Annotated in this window: 16 protein-coding genes, 1 tRNA gene and 1 pseudogene; 8 read left to right on the top strand and 10 right to left on the bottom strand. The window is 62.7% G+C overall.

Features of this window, described 5'->3' with window-relative positions; genetic code table 11:
• Nucleotides 1–6: 6 nt before the first annotated feature.
• Genes phoB through pstS form a run of 6 tightly spaced genes read right to left on the bottom strand, consistent with a single transcriptional unit; the run spans nt 7 to nt 5,237 of the window.
• Complete coding sequence (gene phoB / locus QN397_RS08215; RefSeq protein WP_187051680.1) at nt 7–699, bottom strand: phosphate regulon transcriptional regulator PhoB; 693 nt, start codon at nt 697–699, stop codon at nt 7–9.
• A 13-nt stretch (nt 700–712) separates the two neighbouring features.
• Nucleotides 713–1,414 (bottom strand): phosphate signaling complex protein PhoU, encoded by a 702-nt coding sequence (gene phoU / locus QN397_RS08220; protein WP_323497782.1) that lies wholly within the window; start codon nt 1,412–1,414, stop codon nt 713–715.
• 12 nt (nt 1,415–1,426) lie between these two features.
• On the bottom strand, nt 1,427–2,218 hold the full coding sequence (gene pstB, locus QN397_RS08225; protein WP_323497783.1) for a phosphate ABC transporter ATP-binding protein PstB: 792 nt from the start codon (nt 2,216–2,218) through the stop codon (nt 1,427–1,429).
• Nucleotides 2,219–2,226: 8 nt separating this feature from the next.
• The gene (gene pstA, locus QN397_RS08230; RefSeq protein ID WP_323497784.1) at nt 2,227–3,111 is read right to left on the bottom strand and encodes a phosphate ABC transporter permease PstA; all 885 of its coding nucleotides are present in this window, start codon (nt 3,109–3,111) and stop codon (nt 2,227–2,229) included.
• Complete coding sequence (gene pstC, locus QN397_RS08235; RefSeq protein WP_323500630.1) at nt 3,108–4,175, bottom strand: phosphate ABC transporter permease subunit PstC; 1,068 nt, start codon at nt 4,173–4,175, stop codon at nt 3,108–3,110. The genes pstA and pstC overlap by 4 nt, the downstream gene beginning before the upstream one ends.
• Before the next feature lie 15 nt (nt 4,176–4,190).
• Complete coding sequence (gene pstS / locus QN397_RS08240; protein ID WP_323500632.1) at nt 4,191–5,237, bottom strand: phosphate ABC transporter substrate-binding protein PstS; 1,047 nt, start codon at nt 5,235–5,237, stop codon at nt 4,191–4,193.
• 142 nt (nt 5,238–5,379) lie between these two features.
• Here pstS and QN397_RS08245 point away from each other — a divergent pair, with 142 nt between their 5' ends.
• Nucleotides 5,380–6,909, top strand: coding sequence for a Ppx/GppA phosphatase family protein (locus QN397_RS08245; protein ID WP_323500633.1), 1,530 nt, complete (start codon nt 5,380–5,382; stop codon nt 6,907–6,909).
• 31 nt (nt 6,910–6,940) lie between these two features.
• Here the strand turns inward: QN397_RS08245 and QN397_RS08250 are convergent, their stop codons facing one another.
• The 3 genes from QN397_RS08250 to QN397_RS08260 form a co-directional block, all read right to left on the bottom strand.
• Nucleotides 6,941–7,402: a SixA phosphatase family protein gene (locus tag QN397_RS08250; protein ID WP_187051673.1), complete on the bottom strand. Its 462-nt coding sequence runs from the start codon at nt 7,400–7,402 to the stop codon at nt 6,941–6,943.
• A 38-nt stretch (nt 7,403–7,440) separates the two neighbouring features.
• A complete protein-coding gene (gene ppk1, locus QN397_RS08255; protein ID WP_323499533.1) occupies nt 7,441–9,576 on the bottom strand; it encodes a polyphosphate kinase 1 in 2,136 nt (711 codons plus the stop codon).
• 79 nt (nt 9,577–9,655) lie between these two features.
• Nucleotides 9,656–10,546, bottom strand: coding sequence for a GNAT family N-acetyltransferase (locus QN397_RS08260; RefSeq protein WP_323499534.1), 891 nt, complete (start codon nt 10,544–10,546; stop codon nt 9,656–9,658).
• A 110-nt stretch (nt 10,547–10,656) separates the two neighbouring features.
• On the opposite strand from QN397_RS08260, the gene ppk2 reads away from it, so the two are divergent.
• Nucleotides 10,657–11,595, top strand: a complete 939-nt coding sequence (gene ppk2 / locus QN397_RS08265) for a polyphosphate kinase 2 (protein ID WP_323500634.1) — start codon at nt 10,657–10,659, stop codon at nt 11,593–11,595.
• A 29-nt stretch (nt 11,596–11,624) separates the two neighbouring features.
• Here ppk2 and QN397_RS08270 read toward each other — a convergent pair whose 3' ends face one another.
• Nucleotides 11,625–11,849, bottom strand: a complete 225-nt coding sequence (locus QN397_RS08270; protein ID WP_323500635.1) for a hypothetical protein — start codon at nt 11,847–11,849, stop codon at nt 11,625–11,627.
• Between the two features lie 84 nt (nt 11,850–11,933).
• Here QN397_RS08270 and trhA point away from each other — a divergent pair, with 84 nt between their 5' ends.
• From trhA to QN397_RS08300, 6 genes and pseudogenes are all read left to right on the top strand, one after another.
• The gene (trhA, locus tag QN397_RS08275) at nt 11,934–12,578 is read left to right on the top strand and encodes a PAQR family membrane homeostasis protein TrhA (protein WP_323500636.1); all 645 of its coding nucleotides are present in this window, start codon (nt 11,934–11,936) and stop codon (nt 12,576–12,578) included.
• Nucleotides 12,579–12,619: 41 nt separating this feature from the next.
• Nucleotides 12,620–12,865 carry a hypothetical protein gene (locus tag QN397_RS08280; protein WP_323500637.1) on the top strand — a complete coding sequence of 82 codons (246 nt, stop codon included), beginning with the start codon at nt 12,620–12,622 and terminating at the stop codon, nt 12,863–12,865.
• Between the two features lie 143 nt (nt 12,866–13,008).
• Nucleotides 13,009–13,449 (top strand): annotated as a pseudogene (locus tag QN397_RS08285) (NAD(P)/FAD-dependent oxidoreductase); the annotation flags it as partial.
• Nucleotides 13,450–13,528: 79 nt separating this feature from the next.
• Nucleotides 13,529–14,260, top strand: a complete 732-nt coding sequence (locus tag QN397_RS08290) for a glutathione binding-like protein (protein WP_323500638.1) — start codon at nt 13,529–13,531, stop codon at nt 14,258–14,260.
• A 54-nt stretch (nt 14,261–14,314) separates the two neighbouring features.
• Nucleotides 14,315–14,391 (top strand) — tRNA-Pro (locus QN397_RS08295).
• A 671-nt stretch (nt 14,392–15,062) separates the two neighbouring features.
• Nucleotides 15,063–15,305, top strand: coding sequence for an IS66 family insertion sequence element accessory protein TnpB (locus QN397_RS08300; RefSeq protein ID WP_323500639.1), 243 nt, complete (start codon nt 15,063–15,065; stop codon nt 15,303–15,305).
• The last annotated feature ends 83 nt before the right edge of the window (nt 15,306–15,388 follow it).

A 15,388-nucleotide genomic window follows, 5' to 3' on the forward strand; every position in this document is an offset into this window, starting at 1 on the left:
GGGCGTTCAAACAGTCGCTTGGGCAGTCAGGCGATAGCCTGCACCGCGCACCGTCTCGACCATCGGCGCGGCACCGCCGAGCGACTCGCGCAGTCGCTTCACATGCACGTCGACCGTGCGCTCTTCGATGTAGACGTGATCACCCCACACTTTGTCGAGCAACTGCGAGCGGCTGTGCACGCGCTCCGCGTTTTGCATCAGGTAGCCCAGCAGCTTGAACTCGGTCGGACCGACCTTGAGCGCCCCGCCCTGCCAGGTCACGCGATGCGTCGCGGTGTCGAGCACCAGCTCGCCGATCTCAATGCGCTCGGCCGGCGCTTCGGGCGTGCGGCGACGCAGCACGGCACGGATGCGCGCCAGCAGCTCCTGCGTCGAAAACGGCTTGGTGATGTAGTCGTCAGCACCGGCGTCGAGCCCGGCCACCTTGTCGGGCTCGTCGCCACGCGCCGTCAACATCAGGATCGGGATCGCCTTGGTGTTGGGGTCTTTGCGCCATTGCCGCGCGAGCTGCAAGCCGCTCTGGCCCGGAAGCATCCAGTCGAGCAGGATCAAATCGGGCGCCAGCGTATCGATCTCGCGCTGCGCCGATACGCCGTCTTCCGACCAGATCGGGTCAAACCCGTTGTGCCGCAGATTGACCGCGATCAGCTCGGCGATCGACGACTCGTCTTCAACGATAAGGACGCGAGGTTTCTTCATCTTTCTGCAAGGATCAAAGCAGGACCGACTCGATGGCTTCCATCGAAGTGTGCCGCACATCGGCGCCCTTGACGATGTAGATGATGAACTCCGCAATGTTCTTGGCGTGGTCGCCGATACGCTCGATCGCCTTGGCAAGAAACAGCAGGTCGAGGCTGGCCGAGATGGTGCGCGGGTCTTCCATCATGTAAGTCACCAGCTTCCGCACGAAGCCGTCGAACTCCTTGTCGATCAGGTCGTCTTCTTTCAGGATGGACAGTGCCGCGGCCGTGTCAAGCCGGGCGAACGCATCCAGCGCCTTGCGCAGCAGGCCGGAAGCCATGTCGGCGGCAATACGGATCTCGGTCGATGGCAGCGTGCGCGACGCACCGCTCTCGATGATCGACTTGACCATCCGTGCGATCTTGTTCGCCTCGTCGCCCACGCGCTCGAGGTTGGCAGTGGTCTTGGAGATGGCGATCAGCAGGCGCAGATCGCGTGCGGTCGGCTGACGCCGCGCGATGATCGACGACAGCTCACGGTCGATGTCGATCTCCATCGCGTTGACTCGGTGCTCGGTTTCCATCACGCGATCGGCCGCTTCAGGGTCGAACTCAGCGAGCGCATAGACAGCCTGGTGAATCTGGGCCTCGACCATGCCGCCGAGCTCCATCACGCGAGACGAGACGCCGTTGAGTTCGGTATCAAACTGGCTGGATAAATGCTTTTCGGTCATCTTGTTGTCCCCTTAGCCGAAACGGCCGGTGATGTAGTCCTCGGTCTCTTTGCGCTGCGGCTTGAAGAACATCTGTTCCGTCGCGCCGAACTCGATGAGGTCGCCCAGGTACATGTAAGCCGTGTAGTCGCTGCAGCGCGCGGCCTGCTGCATGTTGTGCGTCACGATGACCACGGTGTACTCGCTCTTGAGCTCGGCGATGAGCTCTTCGATCTTGGCGGTAGAGATCGGGTCGAGCGCAGAGCACGGCTCGTCGAGCAGCAACACTTCAGGCTTGATCGCGATGCCACGTGCGATGCACAGCCGCTGCTGCTGGCCGCCCGAGAGACCGGAGCCGCTTTGCTGGAGCTTGTCGCGCACTTCGGTCCAGAGCGCGGCCTTCTTGAGTGCCCACTCGACGCGCTCGTCCATATCGCTGGAACTCAAGCTCTCGAAAAGCTTCACGCCGAAAGCGACGTTGTCGTAGATCGACATCGGGAACGGCGTCGGCTTCTGAAACACCATGCCGATCTTCGCGCGGATCAGCGCCACGTCCTGCTTCGACGCCAACAGGTCTTCGCCGTCGAGCGAGATCGTGCCTTCGGCGCGTTGCTCCGGGTACAGCTCGAACATGCGGTTGAAGGTGCGCAGCAAGGTCGACTTGCCGCAGCCGGATGGGCCGATGAAGGCCGTCACCTTGTTCTCCGGAATCTCGAGGTTGATGCCCTTGAGCGCGTGGAACTTGCCGTAGTAGAAGTTCAGATCCTTGACCGAGATCTTGGAACGCGCAGCTTGCGCGAAGGGTTGGGACAACACAGCTGACATGATCGCTTTCAGAGCTTGGTGCGCGTCAACACGCGCGCCAGAATATTGAGGGCCAACACCGCCGCGGTGATGAGGAACACGCCGGCCCAAGCCAGCTGTTGCCAGTTTTCATACGGACTCATCGCGAACTTGAAGATGGTCACCGGGAGGCTTGCCATCGGTTGCGTGATGTCCGCGGTCCAGAACTGGTTGTTGAGCGCGGTAAAGAGAAGAGGCGCTGTCTCGCCGGCAATGCGTGCCACGGCCAGCAACACGCCCGTGACCACACCGGCGCGCGCCGCACGCAGCGTGATGCTGATGATCACTTTCCACTTCGGCGCGCCCAATGCATAGGCTGCTTCACGTAGACCCGGTGGCACGAGTTGCAACATGTTTTCGGTCGTGCGGATCACGACAGGAATGACGATCAGCGCCAGGGCCAGCGCGCCGGCCAGACCCGAGAAACTTTTGAAGTACGCAACGACCACCGCGTAGACGAAAAGCCCGATCACGATCGACGGTGCCGACAGCAGGATGTCGTTGACGAAGCGTGTCACGCTCGACAGCCAGCCCTTGGGGTTGTATTCAGCCAGGTAGATGCCGGCCATGATGCCGATGGGTGTTCCGACGAAAGTCGCCATCGCCACCATCACCAGCGAGCCGAAGATCGCGTTGGCGATGCCACCGACTTCGTTGGGCGGCGGCGTCATCTCGGTGAAGGTCGCGATCGCGAGTCCTCCGATGCCCTGGCGCAGCGTCTCCCAAAGGATCCACACCAGCCAGAACACGCCAAATGCCATCGCGGCGAGCGACAGTACGAGCGCCACTTGGTTGACGCGCTTGCGCGTTGCAAAGCGTGCCGCACGCGTCGCCTGAAGGGCGTTGGCCTCAAGCAAACGTTCCGCTGTGGTCATGATTTGGTCCCTTCGCTCTTCTTCATTCTTGCCAGCAGCAACTTCGACAGCGTGAGCACGACGAAGGTGATGAAGAACAGCACGAGGCCCAAGTACATCAGCGCCGCCTGGTGCAGCCCTGCGCCGGCTTCGGCGAACTCGTTGGCGAGCGCCGAGGTGATGCTGTTTGCAGCCTCGAAGACCGACAGCGAGTTGAGCTGGTTGGCATTGCCGATCACAAATGTGACGGCCATCGTTTCGCCGAGCGCACGACCAAGGCCGAGCATGATGCCGCCAACGACGCCGGCCTTGGTGTACGGCAGCACCACCTTGCTGACGACTTCCCAGGTGGTCGAGCCGAGCCCGTAGGCCGATTCCTTCAGGAGAGCGGGCGTCACCTCGAATACGTCACGCATGACCGAGGCGATGAACGGAATGATCATGATCGCCAGGATGATGCCGGCCGACAGGATGCCGATGCCGACCGGCGGGCCGGACACCAGCGCGCTCAAATACGGAATGCCGGCAAAAGCCTTCTGCAAAGGCTGCTGGATATAGACGCTGAGGATCGGGCCGAACACCAGCAAGCCCCACATGCCGTAGACGATCGACGGCACCGCAGCGAGCAATTCGATGGCGGTGCCCAACGGACGCTTCAGCCAAGAAGGCGAGAGTTCGGTAAGGAACAGTGCGATGCCGAAGCTCACCGGTACGGCGATCACCAGCGCGATGAAAGAAGTCGCCAGCGTGCCGTAGATCATCACGAGGCCGCCGTACTCCTCGCGGACCGGGTCCCATGTTGTGCTGGTCAAAAAGCCGAGGCCGTATTTGGAAATTGCAGGCCAGGCGCCGACGAACAGGGACAGCAGGATGCCGATGAGCATCGCGAGCGTGAGCAGCGCGGCGCCCTTCGCGAACCACCCGAACACGCGGTCGGCCATCGGGCCTGACCGCGGTTTGTTGCGCGGCGGATTCATCGATGCGCGCTCCAGCGCGGGATCACGCGGAGCGGAAGTAGCGGGGAAAGTCGACGACACGGTATGTGGCTCCGCGGGAGGCGCGCCGTCGAGCGGTGTACTGCTCATGCGCGCCGACCCGATTTACTTGGTTGCCGACGGTGCGACGGTCTTGCCCGACGTGTCCTTGATATCGCCCCACGACTTGGCAATCGCGGTCTTCACGCTGTCGGGCATCGGCACGTAGTCGAGGTCGTCAGCCGTCTTGTCGCCGCTCTTGTAGGCCCAGTCGAAAAACTTAAGCACGCTGGTCGCGTTGGCTGGCTTGTCTTGCACCTTCTGCATCAGGATGAAAGTGGCGCCCGTGATCGGCCATGCGTCCTTTCCATTCTGGTTGGTCAGCACTTGATAGAAGGTCTTGTTCCAGTCGGCGCCGGCTGCGGCAGCCTTGAAGGCGGTGTCGTCCGGCGACACCACCGTACCTGCAGCGTTTTGCAGCTGCGCGTAGACCATCTTGTTCTGCTTGACGTACGCGTACTCGACGTAGCCAATCGAGTTGGGGAGTTGCTTCACGAAAGCAGCGACGCCTTCGTTGCCCTTGCCGCCCGTGCCCACCGGCCAGTTGACAGCCGTGCCCTCGCCCACCTTGCTCTTCCAGTCGGCGTTGACCTTGCTCAGGTAGTTGGTGAACAGGAAGCTGGTACCCGAACCGTCGGCACGACGCACCGGTGCGATGGCGGCGTCAGGCAGTGCCAGTGAGCCGTTCAGCGCCTTGATGGCGGGGTCGTTCCACTTCGTGATCTTGCCGAGGTAGATGTCGCCGAGCACCGCGCCACTCAACTTGAGTTCGCCCGGCTTGATGCCGACGATGTTGACCACGGGCACCACGCCACCGATAACGGTGGGGAACTGCATCAGTCCCTTGGTCTTGAGTTCGTCGTCGGTCAGCGGCATGTCCGATGCGCCGAAGTCGACCGTCTTGGCTTCGATCTGCTTGATGCCGGCACCGGAACCGACAGATTGGTAATTGACCTGCGTGCCGGTCGCCTTGTTGAAGTCGCCGGCCCACTTGGCGTACAGCGGTGCCGGGAAGCTCGCTCCAGCGCCGGTGACGTTCTGGGCGAAAGCGGGGGACGCTGCGAATGCGGCAGCAGCGGCGATGCCGGCTGCGAAATTGAAGGTGACTTTCATGAATCTTCCTTTGGCTGTGGTCTGCACATCCCGAATCGGGTTGATGCGGACTTTAGAAAGGCAATATGACATTGATGTGACAGTCAAATGACGTCACGGTGACGTCACGCGCGCCGCTTACCATCACTGCCAGATGCCAAACATGCAAAACGGAACCCGCCTCGCCGCCGTCGATCTCGGCTCCAACAGCTTCCGGCTCGAAATCGGACAGCTCGATCACGGCCAGATTCATCGCACCGAATATTTGAAAGAGACGGTGCGCCAAGGCAATGGCCTCGACAGCGCCCGCAACCTGACGCCAGAAGCGATGCAACGCGGCTGGGACGCCCTGGCCCGCTTCGGCGAGCGGTTGGCTGGATTCAAGCGCTCACAAGTGCGCGCTGTCGCGACTCAGACACTGCGCGAGGCCCGCAACCGCGACGAGTTTTTGCTGCGGGCCCGCACCATCCTCGGCTTCGGCATCGATGTCATTCCCGGCCGCGAAGAAGCGCGGCTGATCTATCAAGGCGTGGCGCACATGCTGCCGCACACCGACGCTTCCGATCTGGAACGTCGTTTGGTAGTCGACATCGGCGGGCGCTCGACCGAAATGATCCTCGGCCATGCACTCGAAGCGACGGTGATGGAGTCGTACCGCGTCGGCAGCGTCGCCTGGTCGATGAAGCACTTCGCCGAAGGCCAGTTCACCCAGGCCGCGTTTCGCGCTGCAGAAGTGGCCGCCAAGGCGGTCCTCGACGATGCGCTTGCCAGCTACACGCGCGACCAGTGGGACGTAGCCTATGGCGCCTCCGGCACCATCGGCGCGGTCGGCGACGTGCTGGCTGCCTCGGGTGCCGAGCCCGGCCTAATCACCCAAGACGGGCTCGACTGGTTGCTCGACCGCCTGCTCAAAGCCGGCAGCGCCGACAAGCTGCGCATCGACGGCATGCGCGACGATCGCAAGGCGGTCATCGGCGGCGGCGTCAGCGTGCTGCGGGCCGTGTTCGACCTGCTCGACATCGACGAGATGAAGGTCGCCCAAGGCGCACTTCGGCACGGCGTCATGTACGAACTGCTGGAGCGCGACGAAAGCGTGGCCGACCTGCGCACCGAAACCGTGGCAAGGCTGGCAAGCCGGTTCAACGTCGATGCGGCGCAGGCCAGGCGCGTCGGCGAGACCGCGGCAGCGCTGTTTGTTCAGCTCGAACCTGCAGCGCGATCGGCGAATCCGGCCGGAAGCACGACAAGCCGCGCTGGCCGCGCACTGCGCAAGCTCGGCTGGGCCGCTCAGCTGCACGAAATCGGCACGCAGATCTCCCACAGCGACTATCACAAGCACGGCGCCTACATCCTCGACCATTGCGACGCGCCCGGCTTTGCGGTCAGCGAGATGCATGCGCTGGGGCTGCTGGTGCTTGGTCAGCGGGGCAAGCTGCGCAAGCTTGAAGCCGCCCTCGACGACGACGTCTTCGTCATGCAACTACTGAGCTTGCGGCTGGCTTTGATTCTGTGTCACGCGCGGCGCGATCCCGACCCGAAGGCGCTGCGCATCACGGTCGCCGGCGGGCGCTTCTTCGTCGTGGCGTGTCAGGGGAACTGGTCCGAGGTCTATCCACAGTCCGCGCATCTACTGCGCGAAGAAGTGCTGGCCTGGCAGAAGACCAACTGGCGCGTCGATCTCGCCGGCGGCTGAACTGCCGGCCGGTCGAATTGCGCAGACCGGACTAGAGCAGCTCGGGTGACTGAACGGTCACCACAACCGTCTGCACATCGCCATCGCGCTCTCGCGTGCGAATCCACCAGACCGCACCCTTGCGCACCGGGCAGCTGTCTTGTTGCAGCCCCAGAAGTTGCGCGATCGCCTGACCGAGCGACGGCTGATGGCCGACCATCAGCACCACCGACTTGCCGTTGGGCCAGCCTGCAGATGCCAGCACGGCATCGGGCGTGGTGTCGGGTGCGAGCTCGTCGCGCAGCTTGTATTTGCGTCCAATCGCCAATACGGTCTGCTCGCAGCGCCGCGCCGGACTGCTCACGATGCGCGTGCCTTCAGGCAGTTGTCGGTCGAGCCAGGACGCCATGCGCTTGGCCTGCTTTTCGCCACGCGAGGTGAGGGAGCGCTGCAGGTCGTCGCAGCCCTCGGTCCAGTCGTCGGCTTCGGCGTGGCGCCAGAAAATCAGGTCCATGGTGGAGCGGCTTTCAGGGTTTTATCGTGGCAGCGCCGTTAAATTTTTTGCAGGCCACGCGATGCGTAGCGGTTCATCAGTGCGGCCTGCGCGCCGTGCGCTTCGATGGTGCGCGAGCCACCCTCTTCCGCCGCGTGCGTGTCGTGATGGATGCGAACGTAGGCACCATCCGGACCCAGGTCCCAGGCGTCGCGACCGTCGTGCAGGTAGGCGACAAGGCACTCGTCGATCAGTCGCTGCCGCAAGCCAGGATCGGTGACGGGCCACGCCAGCTCGATGCGTCGCATCATGTTGCGGTTCATCCAGTCGGCGCTCGACAGGTAGAGCGATTCGTCTTCGCCGTTGCGGAAATAAAAAACGCGCGAATGCTCGAGAAACCGGCCGATCACCGAGCGCACGCGAATGTTTTCAGTGAGGCCTGGCACTTGCGCCGGCAACGTACATGCACCACGCACGATCAGGTCGATCTTCACGCCCGCCTGCCCCGCCGTCACCAACGCGGCAATGAGCGCCTCGTCGGTCAGCGCGTTCATCTTGGCGACGATGCGGGTCGGCTCGCCCTTGGCCGCGGCGATGGCCAGCAGCTCGATCTGCGCCACGAGATTCTTGTGCAGGTCGAACGGTGCCAGCCACATGCGGTTGAGCTTGGGCAGCTTGCTCTGGCTCGCCATGTGCACGAACACCGCTTCCATATCCGCCGTGAGCAGCGGGTCGGCCGTCAGATGGCTGATGTCGGTGTAGAGCTTCGCGGTGAGCGGGTTGTAGTTGCCGGTCGACAAATGGCCATAGCGACGCATCTGCTTGCCCTCACGCCGGGTGACCAGCAGCATCTTGGCGTGCGTCTTGAGTCCGACGACGCCATACACCACCTGCGCACCGATCGACTCCAGCATCTCGGCCCAGTTGATGTTGGCCTCTTCGTCGAAGCGCGCCTTGAGCTCGACCACCACGGTCACTTCCTTGCCGCGCCGCACCGCCTCGCGCAGCAGGTCCATCAGCTCGGAGTTGGTGCCGGTTCGGTAGATGGTCTGTTTGATCGCCAGCACCTGCGGGTCTTGCACGGCTTCGCGCAAAAACGCCAACACGCCGTCGAAGCTCTCGAAAGGCTGGTGGATCAAGGCATCACCGCGCTGCAGCCGTTCGAAGAAAGATTGGCCAGGCGATAACGTGACCGGGTACGACGCCTTGTAGGGTGGAAAGCGAAGCTGCGGCTCGTCGAGCAGGTCGATGAGTTGCGTCAACCGCGCCAGATTGACAGGGCCGTGCACGCGATAGAGCGCTTGCGGCGGCAGCCCGAACTGCGCCAGCAAAAAGCTCGAAAGCGATTCCGCACAGCTGGCCGACACTTCGAGCCGAACGGCTTGCCCGTAGTGGCGATGCTGCAAGCCTTGCCTCAGCGCAGTGCGCAGGTTCTTGACATCCTCTTCATCGACCGCCAGATCCGAATGCCGCGTCACGCGAAACTGCGAAAAGTCGCCGACGACACGGCCGGCGAACATGCTCGACAGATGCGCCCGAACCACGCTCGACAAGGCCACGAACAGCGTTTTGCCGTCCGACACCTTGCCCGGCATGCGAATGAGCCGCGGCAACACGCGCGGCACCTTGACGATCTGGATCGGGTTCTCGCGGCCGAAGGCGTCTTTGCCGCCCAGTTGCACGATGAAGTTGAGCGACTTGTTGGCCACCTGCGGAAACGGATGGGCCGGATCGAGCCCGACCGGGATCAACAACGGCCGTACTTCGCGCTCGAAGTAGTCGTGCACCCATTTGCGCTGCAACGGATTGCGGTCGCCGTGCGAAATGATGTGGATTCCGTGCGTGGCAAACGTCGGCATCAACTCGTTGTTGTACAGCGCGTATTGCTTGCTGACCAGAGTGTGCGCGGCGACGGCCAGTGCGTCGAACGATTCAACCGAGTAAACGCCCTTGCTGTCGCCCGCACCGCTGGCGATCAGGTGCGGTGCCACTCGCACTTCGAAGAATTCGTCGAGATTGGCCGACACGATGCATAGATAACGCAGCCGCTCTATCAATGGCACATCGGGGCGCAGCGCCCAGTCGAGTACGCGCTCGTTGAATGCCAGGATGGCGTGGTCGCGGTCGAGCAACACGATTTGCTTTGGTGCCGGCGTCGGGGCGGCGACGGCCTTGTCGGCGGAATGAAATGACATGGACACGATTCTGGAACATAGAGCGCGGAAGGCTCGAAGGGCGCGGTGGTGCGCGTGACCGTTCCAGTGTGTATGTCGTCTATGACATTTGCGTGACAGCCACATGACGTAAAGGGTGTCCGAGAAAATGCCGCCGATAACGTGCCGGCATGTCCTCGATGCGCATCAGCATCGGCAGATCAGCCGCGTTGAAGTCTGGATCCCAGGCGGGGGCACCGAGCAGCTTGGCACCGAGCCGGAGGTAACCGCGAATCAGCGCCGGCGCCTCGACGTCGAGCGTGGTGTCGAGCCGGTCGACCGGCAATGGCAGGCGCGGCTGCACCTGATGGCGAATGTCGGCCATGTGGCTCGCAGACAGTTGACGCCAGATGCTAGCCGCGGCATGGCCGCCTGGAATCCCGTCGTGCTGCATCGGAATGCTTGCGCAGCCGATCATGGTGTCGAGCTTGTTGCGCTGCATGAAGGCCGCGAGCGCACCCCACAGCGCGAGGATCACACCGCCTTGCCGATGGTCCGCGTGCACGCAACTGCGGCCCAACTCAACCATCCGCGAGCGCAGCGCACGCAGTCTAGTGAGGTCGAATTCGGTGTCGCTGTACGTGCCGCCAACGCGCTGTGCCTGCGCCGGCGTCAACACGCGGTAGGTGCCGATGACCTGATGCGTCGCAGCATCGCGAACCAGCAGGTGCTCGCAGAAGTCGTCGAACAGGTCGATGTCGTGGCCGGCCAGTGATGTGCTGAGGCGCGCACCCATCTCGCCGGCGAAGACCTGGTAGCGAAGTCGCTGGGCTTCGCGCACTTCGTCCTGATGCCGCGCCCATTGCACGGAGATGCCTTGCGATACCGCCGTGCTGCCAGAAGACTCTGGCAGTCGCGGAGTGCGCGCCGCCGGTTGGGCCGACACCGGCCAGATGGCCTCGCGCAGCGTTAGGCGCGAGAAAGGAAACGTCGGGTTCGGCAGTTCGTTCATGGCGCGAAGTCTGGCGCGCCCGTATGAAAAAACAGTGTCGGCGCCGTGGCAGAACCGTGAACACGCCGGGTGTCATGCCAACGTCATATCGCGGCAGGAGCATCTGCACCATGCCCGTACCCAGCTCACAACCCAACGCGCCCACCGGCGCGCCCGACCACGAAGACCTGATGCGGCGCATCGCGCGCGATCTGGTCGACAGCTACGACGAAGAACTCGAGCTCGAACTCGAGGACCGCAGTGTCGATGAAGCGGGGGAACTCGTCAGCACAGACAAGGCGGCACGCCAACTGTATTTCCAAGAGCTATTCCGGCTGCAGGGCGAGCTGGTCAAGCTGCAGGACTGGGTCCAGCACAGCAAGCAGAAAGTCGTCATCTTGTTCGAAGGCCGCGACGCGGCCGGCAAGGGCGGCGTCATCAAGCGCATCACCCAACGGCTCAACCCGCGCGTGGCACGCGTCGCCGCCCTGCCCGCGCCCAATGATCGCGAGCGCACGCAGTGGTACTTTCAGCGCTACGTAGCGCACCTGCCAGCGGCCGGCGAGATGGTGCTGTTCGACCGCAGTTGGTACAACCGCGCCGGCGTCGAACGCGTGATGGGCTTTTGCAGCGACGCCGAGTACGAAGAGTTCTTTCGCTCGGTGCCCGACTTTGAGCGCATGCTGGTGCGCTCAGGCATCACGTTGATCAAGTACTGGTTTTCGATCACAGACGATGAGCAGCACATGCGATTTCTCGGCCGTATCCATGATCCGCTCAAGCAATGGAAGCTGAGCCCGATGGACCTCGAAAGCCGGCGACGTTGGGAGGAATACACCCACGTAAAAGAAGTGATGCTGGAACGCACGCACATTCCGGAAGCGCCGTGGTGGGTCGTACAGGCGGTCGACAAAAAGAAGGCCCGGCTCAACTGCATCTCGCACTTGCTGACGCAGTTGCCGTACCACGAGGTGCAGCATGCGCCAGTCGCGCTGCCAGCACGCGTAAGGCATCCGGAGTATTCACGCCAGCCCGTGTCGGCCGCCATGATGGTGCCCGAGCGCTATTGAGGCATCGGAACGGCGACCGATCACAGGCCTCAGTTGGGCAGCGTTGTCACCTGCATCGACAGATCGAACAGCTTGGCCTTGCCGACGTAGTAGCGGTCGATGCGCCATTCCTTGAGGATGTCGATGGCGAGCTCGAAGGTCGCCAGATCGAGCTTGTACAAATCGGTCACGCCGAAACTGCCTTCAGATTCGAGGGCTAGCACCAGTTGTGCCAACGTCCGCGCGGAGTCGCTCGCGGGATTGGCACTGATCATTTTTCGGGCAGTCTTGATGGCATTCATAAGGGTTTAAGAGATGGAGAGATTCCCTGATTCTGGACGCGCTGACATGACAGATTTATGACAACGCAACGCCTTTTTATTTGTCGCGGCGAGCGCTTCAACGGCTACTCGCATTTGCTCGGACTGGTGCTTGTAATCGGCGGAGCGACAGTGCTGCTTCCACATGCGATCACCACGGGCGAGCCCTCCAAGATCATCGGTGCCGTGGTGTTCGCGGCCTGTGCCGTGGCGTTGTATGCCACCTCCGCCATGTTCCACTCTGCGCAAGGCTTGGCGCGTACACGATGGGAGCGTGCGGACCACTGCGCGATCTACCTGCTGATCGCAGGCACCTGTACGCCTTTCGTGTTGGTTTCGTTGCCGGTCGGGTGGGCAGCGGCATTGCTAAGCGCGATCTGGTCTTTCGCTGGCTACGGCATCTTGCGCGAACTGCGCCCCGCACACACGGCGAAAACGCCCGAACCCTCGCTGCGCATCTACATCGCCATGGGATGGCTTTGCGTGCTCACTGCAGCGCCGCTCGCCGCTCGACTAGACAGGCTCGCACTTATCGGACTGCTGGCAGGCGCGGCCGTGTACACCGCTGGCACGGTCTTCTATCTCAATCGGCCTGGTTGGGCCCACGCCCATGGCGTGTGGCACCTTTTCGTTCTCGGCGGCACGATGACGCACTACTTCACCGTGACGCGGCTGATGCTCTGACGCGTGGGGCCGCGCTGGTCGATGGCCACGCAGAGGCACACGTGAAAGTGCTGATGGTGCCGCCCGAAACGCTGCGGGCGCTCATCATCGTGGAGGCTGATCTCGGCGAGCGTGTGTTGCGTGCGCTGATCATGCGGGGCGTTGCGTCGATGGAGGCGGGCGGCAGCGGTCCCGTCCTGATCGGCCCGACCGATTCGACCGATGTGCGGCGGCTGGAGAACTTCCTCGGCCGGAACGGCGACCCGCACCACGGCCAAGCCGGCGCCAGCGCGCGGATCGAGAACTAGCTGGGCTTTCCGACTGACATCTCCGGCGGCGCATTGGCCGGCCGCGCCTACGTGCCGGCGCAAAAGTTCGGCGCCGAAATGCTGATCCCGGCCAAGGTCGTGTCGATGACTGTTCGCGCTCAGGGCCGCGGGGCCAGATCGCCATCCAACTCGACGACGGGCGCCTGCTGAATGCACGCATCGTTGTCATCGCCAGCGGCGCACGCGACAGCCTGCCCGACGTGCCGCGGCTGAAAGAGTTCGAAGGCCGCGGCGTCTGGTACTGGACCTCGGCGATCGAAGCTCGCGGGTGCGCACAGCAGGAGATCGCCTTGGTCGGCGGCGGTAACTCGGACCGCCGGGCTGCGGTGTTTTTGTCGCAGTACGCTGCCAAGGTCAACATGTTGGTGCGTGGGCCGTCGCTGGCGGCTAGCATGTCCCGCTACCTGATCGACCGCATCGAACCCGCGCTCAACATCGAGCTGCACCCACATATGAAACTGGTTAGCCTGCACGGCGAGCCCGTCCCCGGGCTGAACGGCGCCACTTGGCGCAACGCGCGCAGCGGCGACCAGTACGAGTGCGCGGCGCGCAATGTGTTCCTGTTCGTCGGTGCCGAGCCTGAAACGAGCTGGCTCCAGGGCTGCGGCGTGGAAATGGACGGGCGGTGGCATAGTGCACGTCATGCCCACGCCCAATACAGCCACGACACTCCGGCCATCACCCATGGACGTCTACACCTGGCCCACGCCCAACGGCCACAAAGTGCACATCATGCTGGAAGAGTGCCGCTTGCCTTACGTGGCGCACCCGGTGAACATCGGCTCTGGCGATCAGTTCGCGCCCGAGTTTTTGCAGATCAGCCCCAACAACAAAATCCCGGCCATCACCGACCCCGATGGACCGGATGGCAAGCCGATCTCGCTGTTCGAATCCGGTGCCATTCTGGTGTACCTCGCCGGCAAGACCGGAAAGTTCATGCCGACCGGCGACCGCGCTCGTTACGACGTGCTGCAATGGCTGATGTTCCAGATGGGCGGCGTCGGCCCGATGCTCGGCCAGGCGCATCACTTTCGGCTGTACGCGCCCGAGAAGGTTGCCTATGCCATCGATCGTTACACCAATGAAGCGAAGCGGTTGTACGGTGTCATCGACCGCCAGCTGGCCCGGTCGACGTTCATCGCGGGAAAGCATTATTCAATTGCCGACATCGCGATTTTCCCCTGGCTGCGCAGCTGGGAGAACCAGGGCATCACGCTCACTGACTACCCGCACCTTAAGACATGGTTTGATGCCGTTGCTGCACGGCCGGCAGTGCAGCGTGGCGTGAAGGTCATGGCCGATCTGCGCAAACCCATCACCGATGACAAGTCGCGTGAGGTTCTTTTTGGCAGCATGCAGTACGCCAAGCGATGAAATCCATGCGATTACGGATTAACGCGCAAAGCCGAGCTAGAATAGAAGGCTTGTCGGGGTGTAGCGCAGCCTGGTAGCGCATCTGGTTTGGGACCAGAGGGTCGAAGGTTCGAATCCTTTCGCCCCGACCAAAGAAACGAATAGCCGGTAGCGATGCAAATCGCTACCGGCTATTTCGTTTTATGGCTGGCATGCCGCCTCGTCGCGTGGCCGTAACGTACACCGGCGCATCGTCGAGATCCACAAGCGTGCGGCGACCGTTTTCGGCGGCAAGCTATCGACAGCACGCCGATCGGTGCACCTAACAGGCTGTTGAAGAACCTCGAGATTTTCCCGACAATTGCGATATTGAGCAGATTGCGGAGCGACGATACGAGGCAGTGACAGCTACAACGAGAGTCTGTTCTCGGCGGGTGAGTCTGGAAGACTTCGTGCCCACGAATCATCAGCTACGGAGGCATCGGGTGCACGATCTATCCATATCGTGAGTCGTTCGGGCTCGCGGCACGCACTTGATCCTTCAGAGCGAACAGCCCCGGTTCATCAAGTGAAGACTTTATTGAGTTGGAGTGTGTCGCAGCTTGTATTCGACGTAAGCAGCCGGCCAAGTCATCTTGAGTCGAAGAGATGCTGATGGCATCGTGTCCACATGAATGATGCGGACGCTATAAACCGAGTGATCAAGAGAGCGCCTCGACGCCGACACAGCGCGGCGCTCAAAGCACAAGTGCTGCAGGCATGCAGGCAGCCGCATGCATCCATCGCTGCGATTGGGCGACAGCACGACCTCAATGCAAACGTCGTGCACCGATGGCGCGGCAACGAACGCAACACCGTGGCGCCGATTGCAGCCGTCTCACAGACGGCCAGTCCGTCGGGCTTTGTCGCCGTCAGCTTCCACCCCGAAACACCCCCGCCTGCCGAACCTATGCCGCTGCCCGACATTCGTATCGAGCTCCAGCGCGGCAACGCCGCCGCCGTGGTGCACTGGCCGGTGCAGGCGGCAGCGTCCTGCGCCGCCTGGTTGCACGAGTGGCTCCGGTGAGCGGCCCATGATCCGCATCGAGGCGATCTGGTTGGCCACCGAACCGATCGACATGCGCGCAGGCGTCGACACTGCCCTGGCGC

This window comes from Variovorax sp. RTB1 (genome assembly GCF_035018765.1).
GTDB lineage: Bacteria > Pseudomonadota > Gammaproteobacteria > Burkholderiales > Burkholderiaceae_C > Variovorax.

What these genes read in the sequence shown, in the direction of transcription:
- pstA (WP_323497784.1), bottom strand. Translation starts at nt 3,111, where the DNA reads ATGACCACAGCGGAACGTTTGCTTGAGGCCAACGCCCTTCAGGCGACG.
- phoB (WP_187051680.1), bottom strand. Translation starts at nt 699, where the DNA reads ATGAAGAAACCTCGCGTCCTTATCGTTGAAGACGAGTCGTCGATCGCC.
- QN397_RS08250 (WP_187051673.1), bottom strand. Translation starts at nt 7,402, where the DNA reads ATGGACCTGATTTTCTGGCGCCACGCCGAAGCCGACGACTGGACCGAG.
- QN397_RS08260 (WP_323499534.1), bottom strand. Translation starts at nt 10,546, where the DNA reads ATGAACGAACTGCCGAACCCGACGTTTCCTTTCTCGCGCCTAACGCTG.
- QN397_RS08245 (WP_323500633.1), top strand. Translation starts at nt 5,380, where the DNA reads ATGCAAAACGGAACCCGCCTCGCCGCCGTCGATCTCGGCTCCAACAGC.
- QN397_RS08270 (WP_323500635.1), bottom strand. Translation starts at nt 11,849, where the DNA reads ATGATCAGTGCCAATCCCGCGAGCGACTCCGCGCGGACGTTGGCACAA.
- ppk2 (WP_323500634.1), top strand. Translation starts at nt 10,657, where the DNA reads ATGCCCGTACCCAGCTCACAACCCAACGCGCCCACCGGCGCGCCCGAC.
- ppk1 (WP_323499533.1), bottom strand. Translation starts at nt 9,576, where the DNA reads ATGTCATTTCATTCCGCCGACAAGGCCGTCGCCGCCCCGACGCCGGCA.
- pstC (WP_323500630.1), bottom strand. Translation starts at nt 4,175, where the DNA reads ATGAGCAGTACACCGCTCGACGGCGCGCCTCCCGCGGAGCCACATACC.
- trhA (WP_323500636.1), top strand. Translation starts at nt 11,934, where the DNA reads ATGACAACGCAACGCCTTTTTATTTGTCGCGGCGAGCGCTTCAACGGC.
- pstS (WP_323500632.1), bottom strand. Translation starts at nt 5,237, where the DNA reads ATGAAAGTCACCTTCAATTTCGCAGCCGGCATCGCCGCTGCTGCCGCA.
- pstB (WP_323497783.1), bottom strand. Translation starts at nt 2,218, where the DNA reads ATGTCAGCTGTGTTGTCCCAACCCTTCGCGCAAGCTGCGCGTTCCAAG.
- QN397_RS08290 (WP_323500638.1), top strand. Translation starts at nt 13,529, where the DNA reads ATGCCCACGCCCAATACAGCCACGACACTCCGGCCATCACCCATGGAC.
- phoU (WP_323497782.1), bottom strand. Translation starts at nt 1,414, where the DNA reads ATGACCGAAAAGCATTTATCCAGCCAGTTTGATACCGAACTCAACGGC.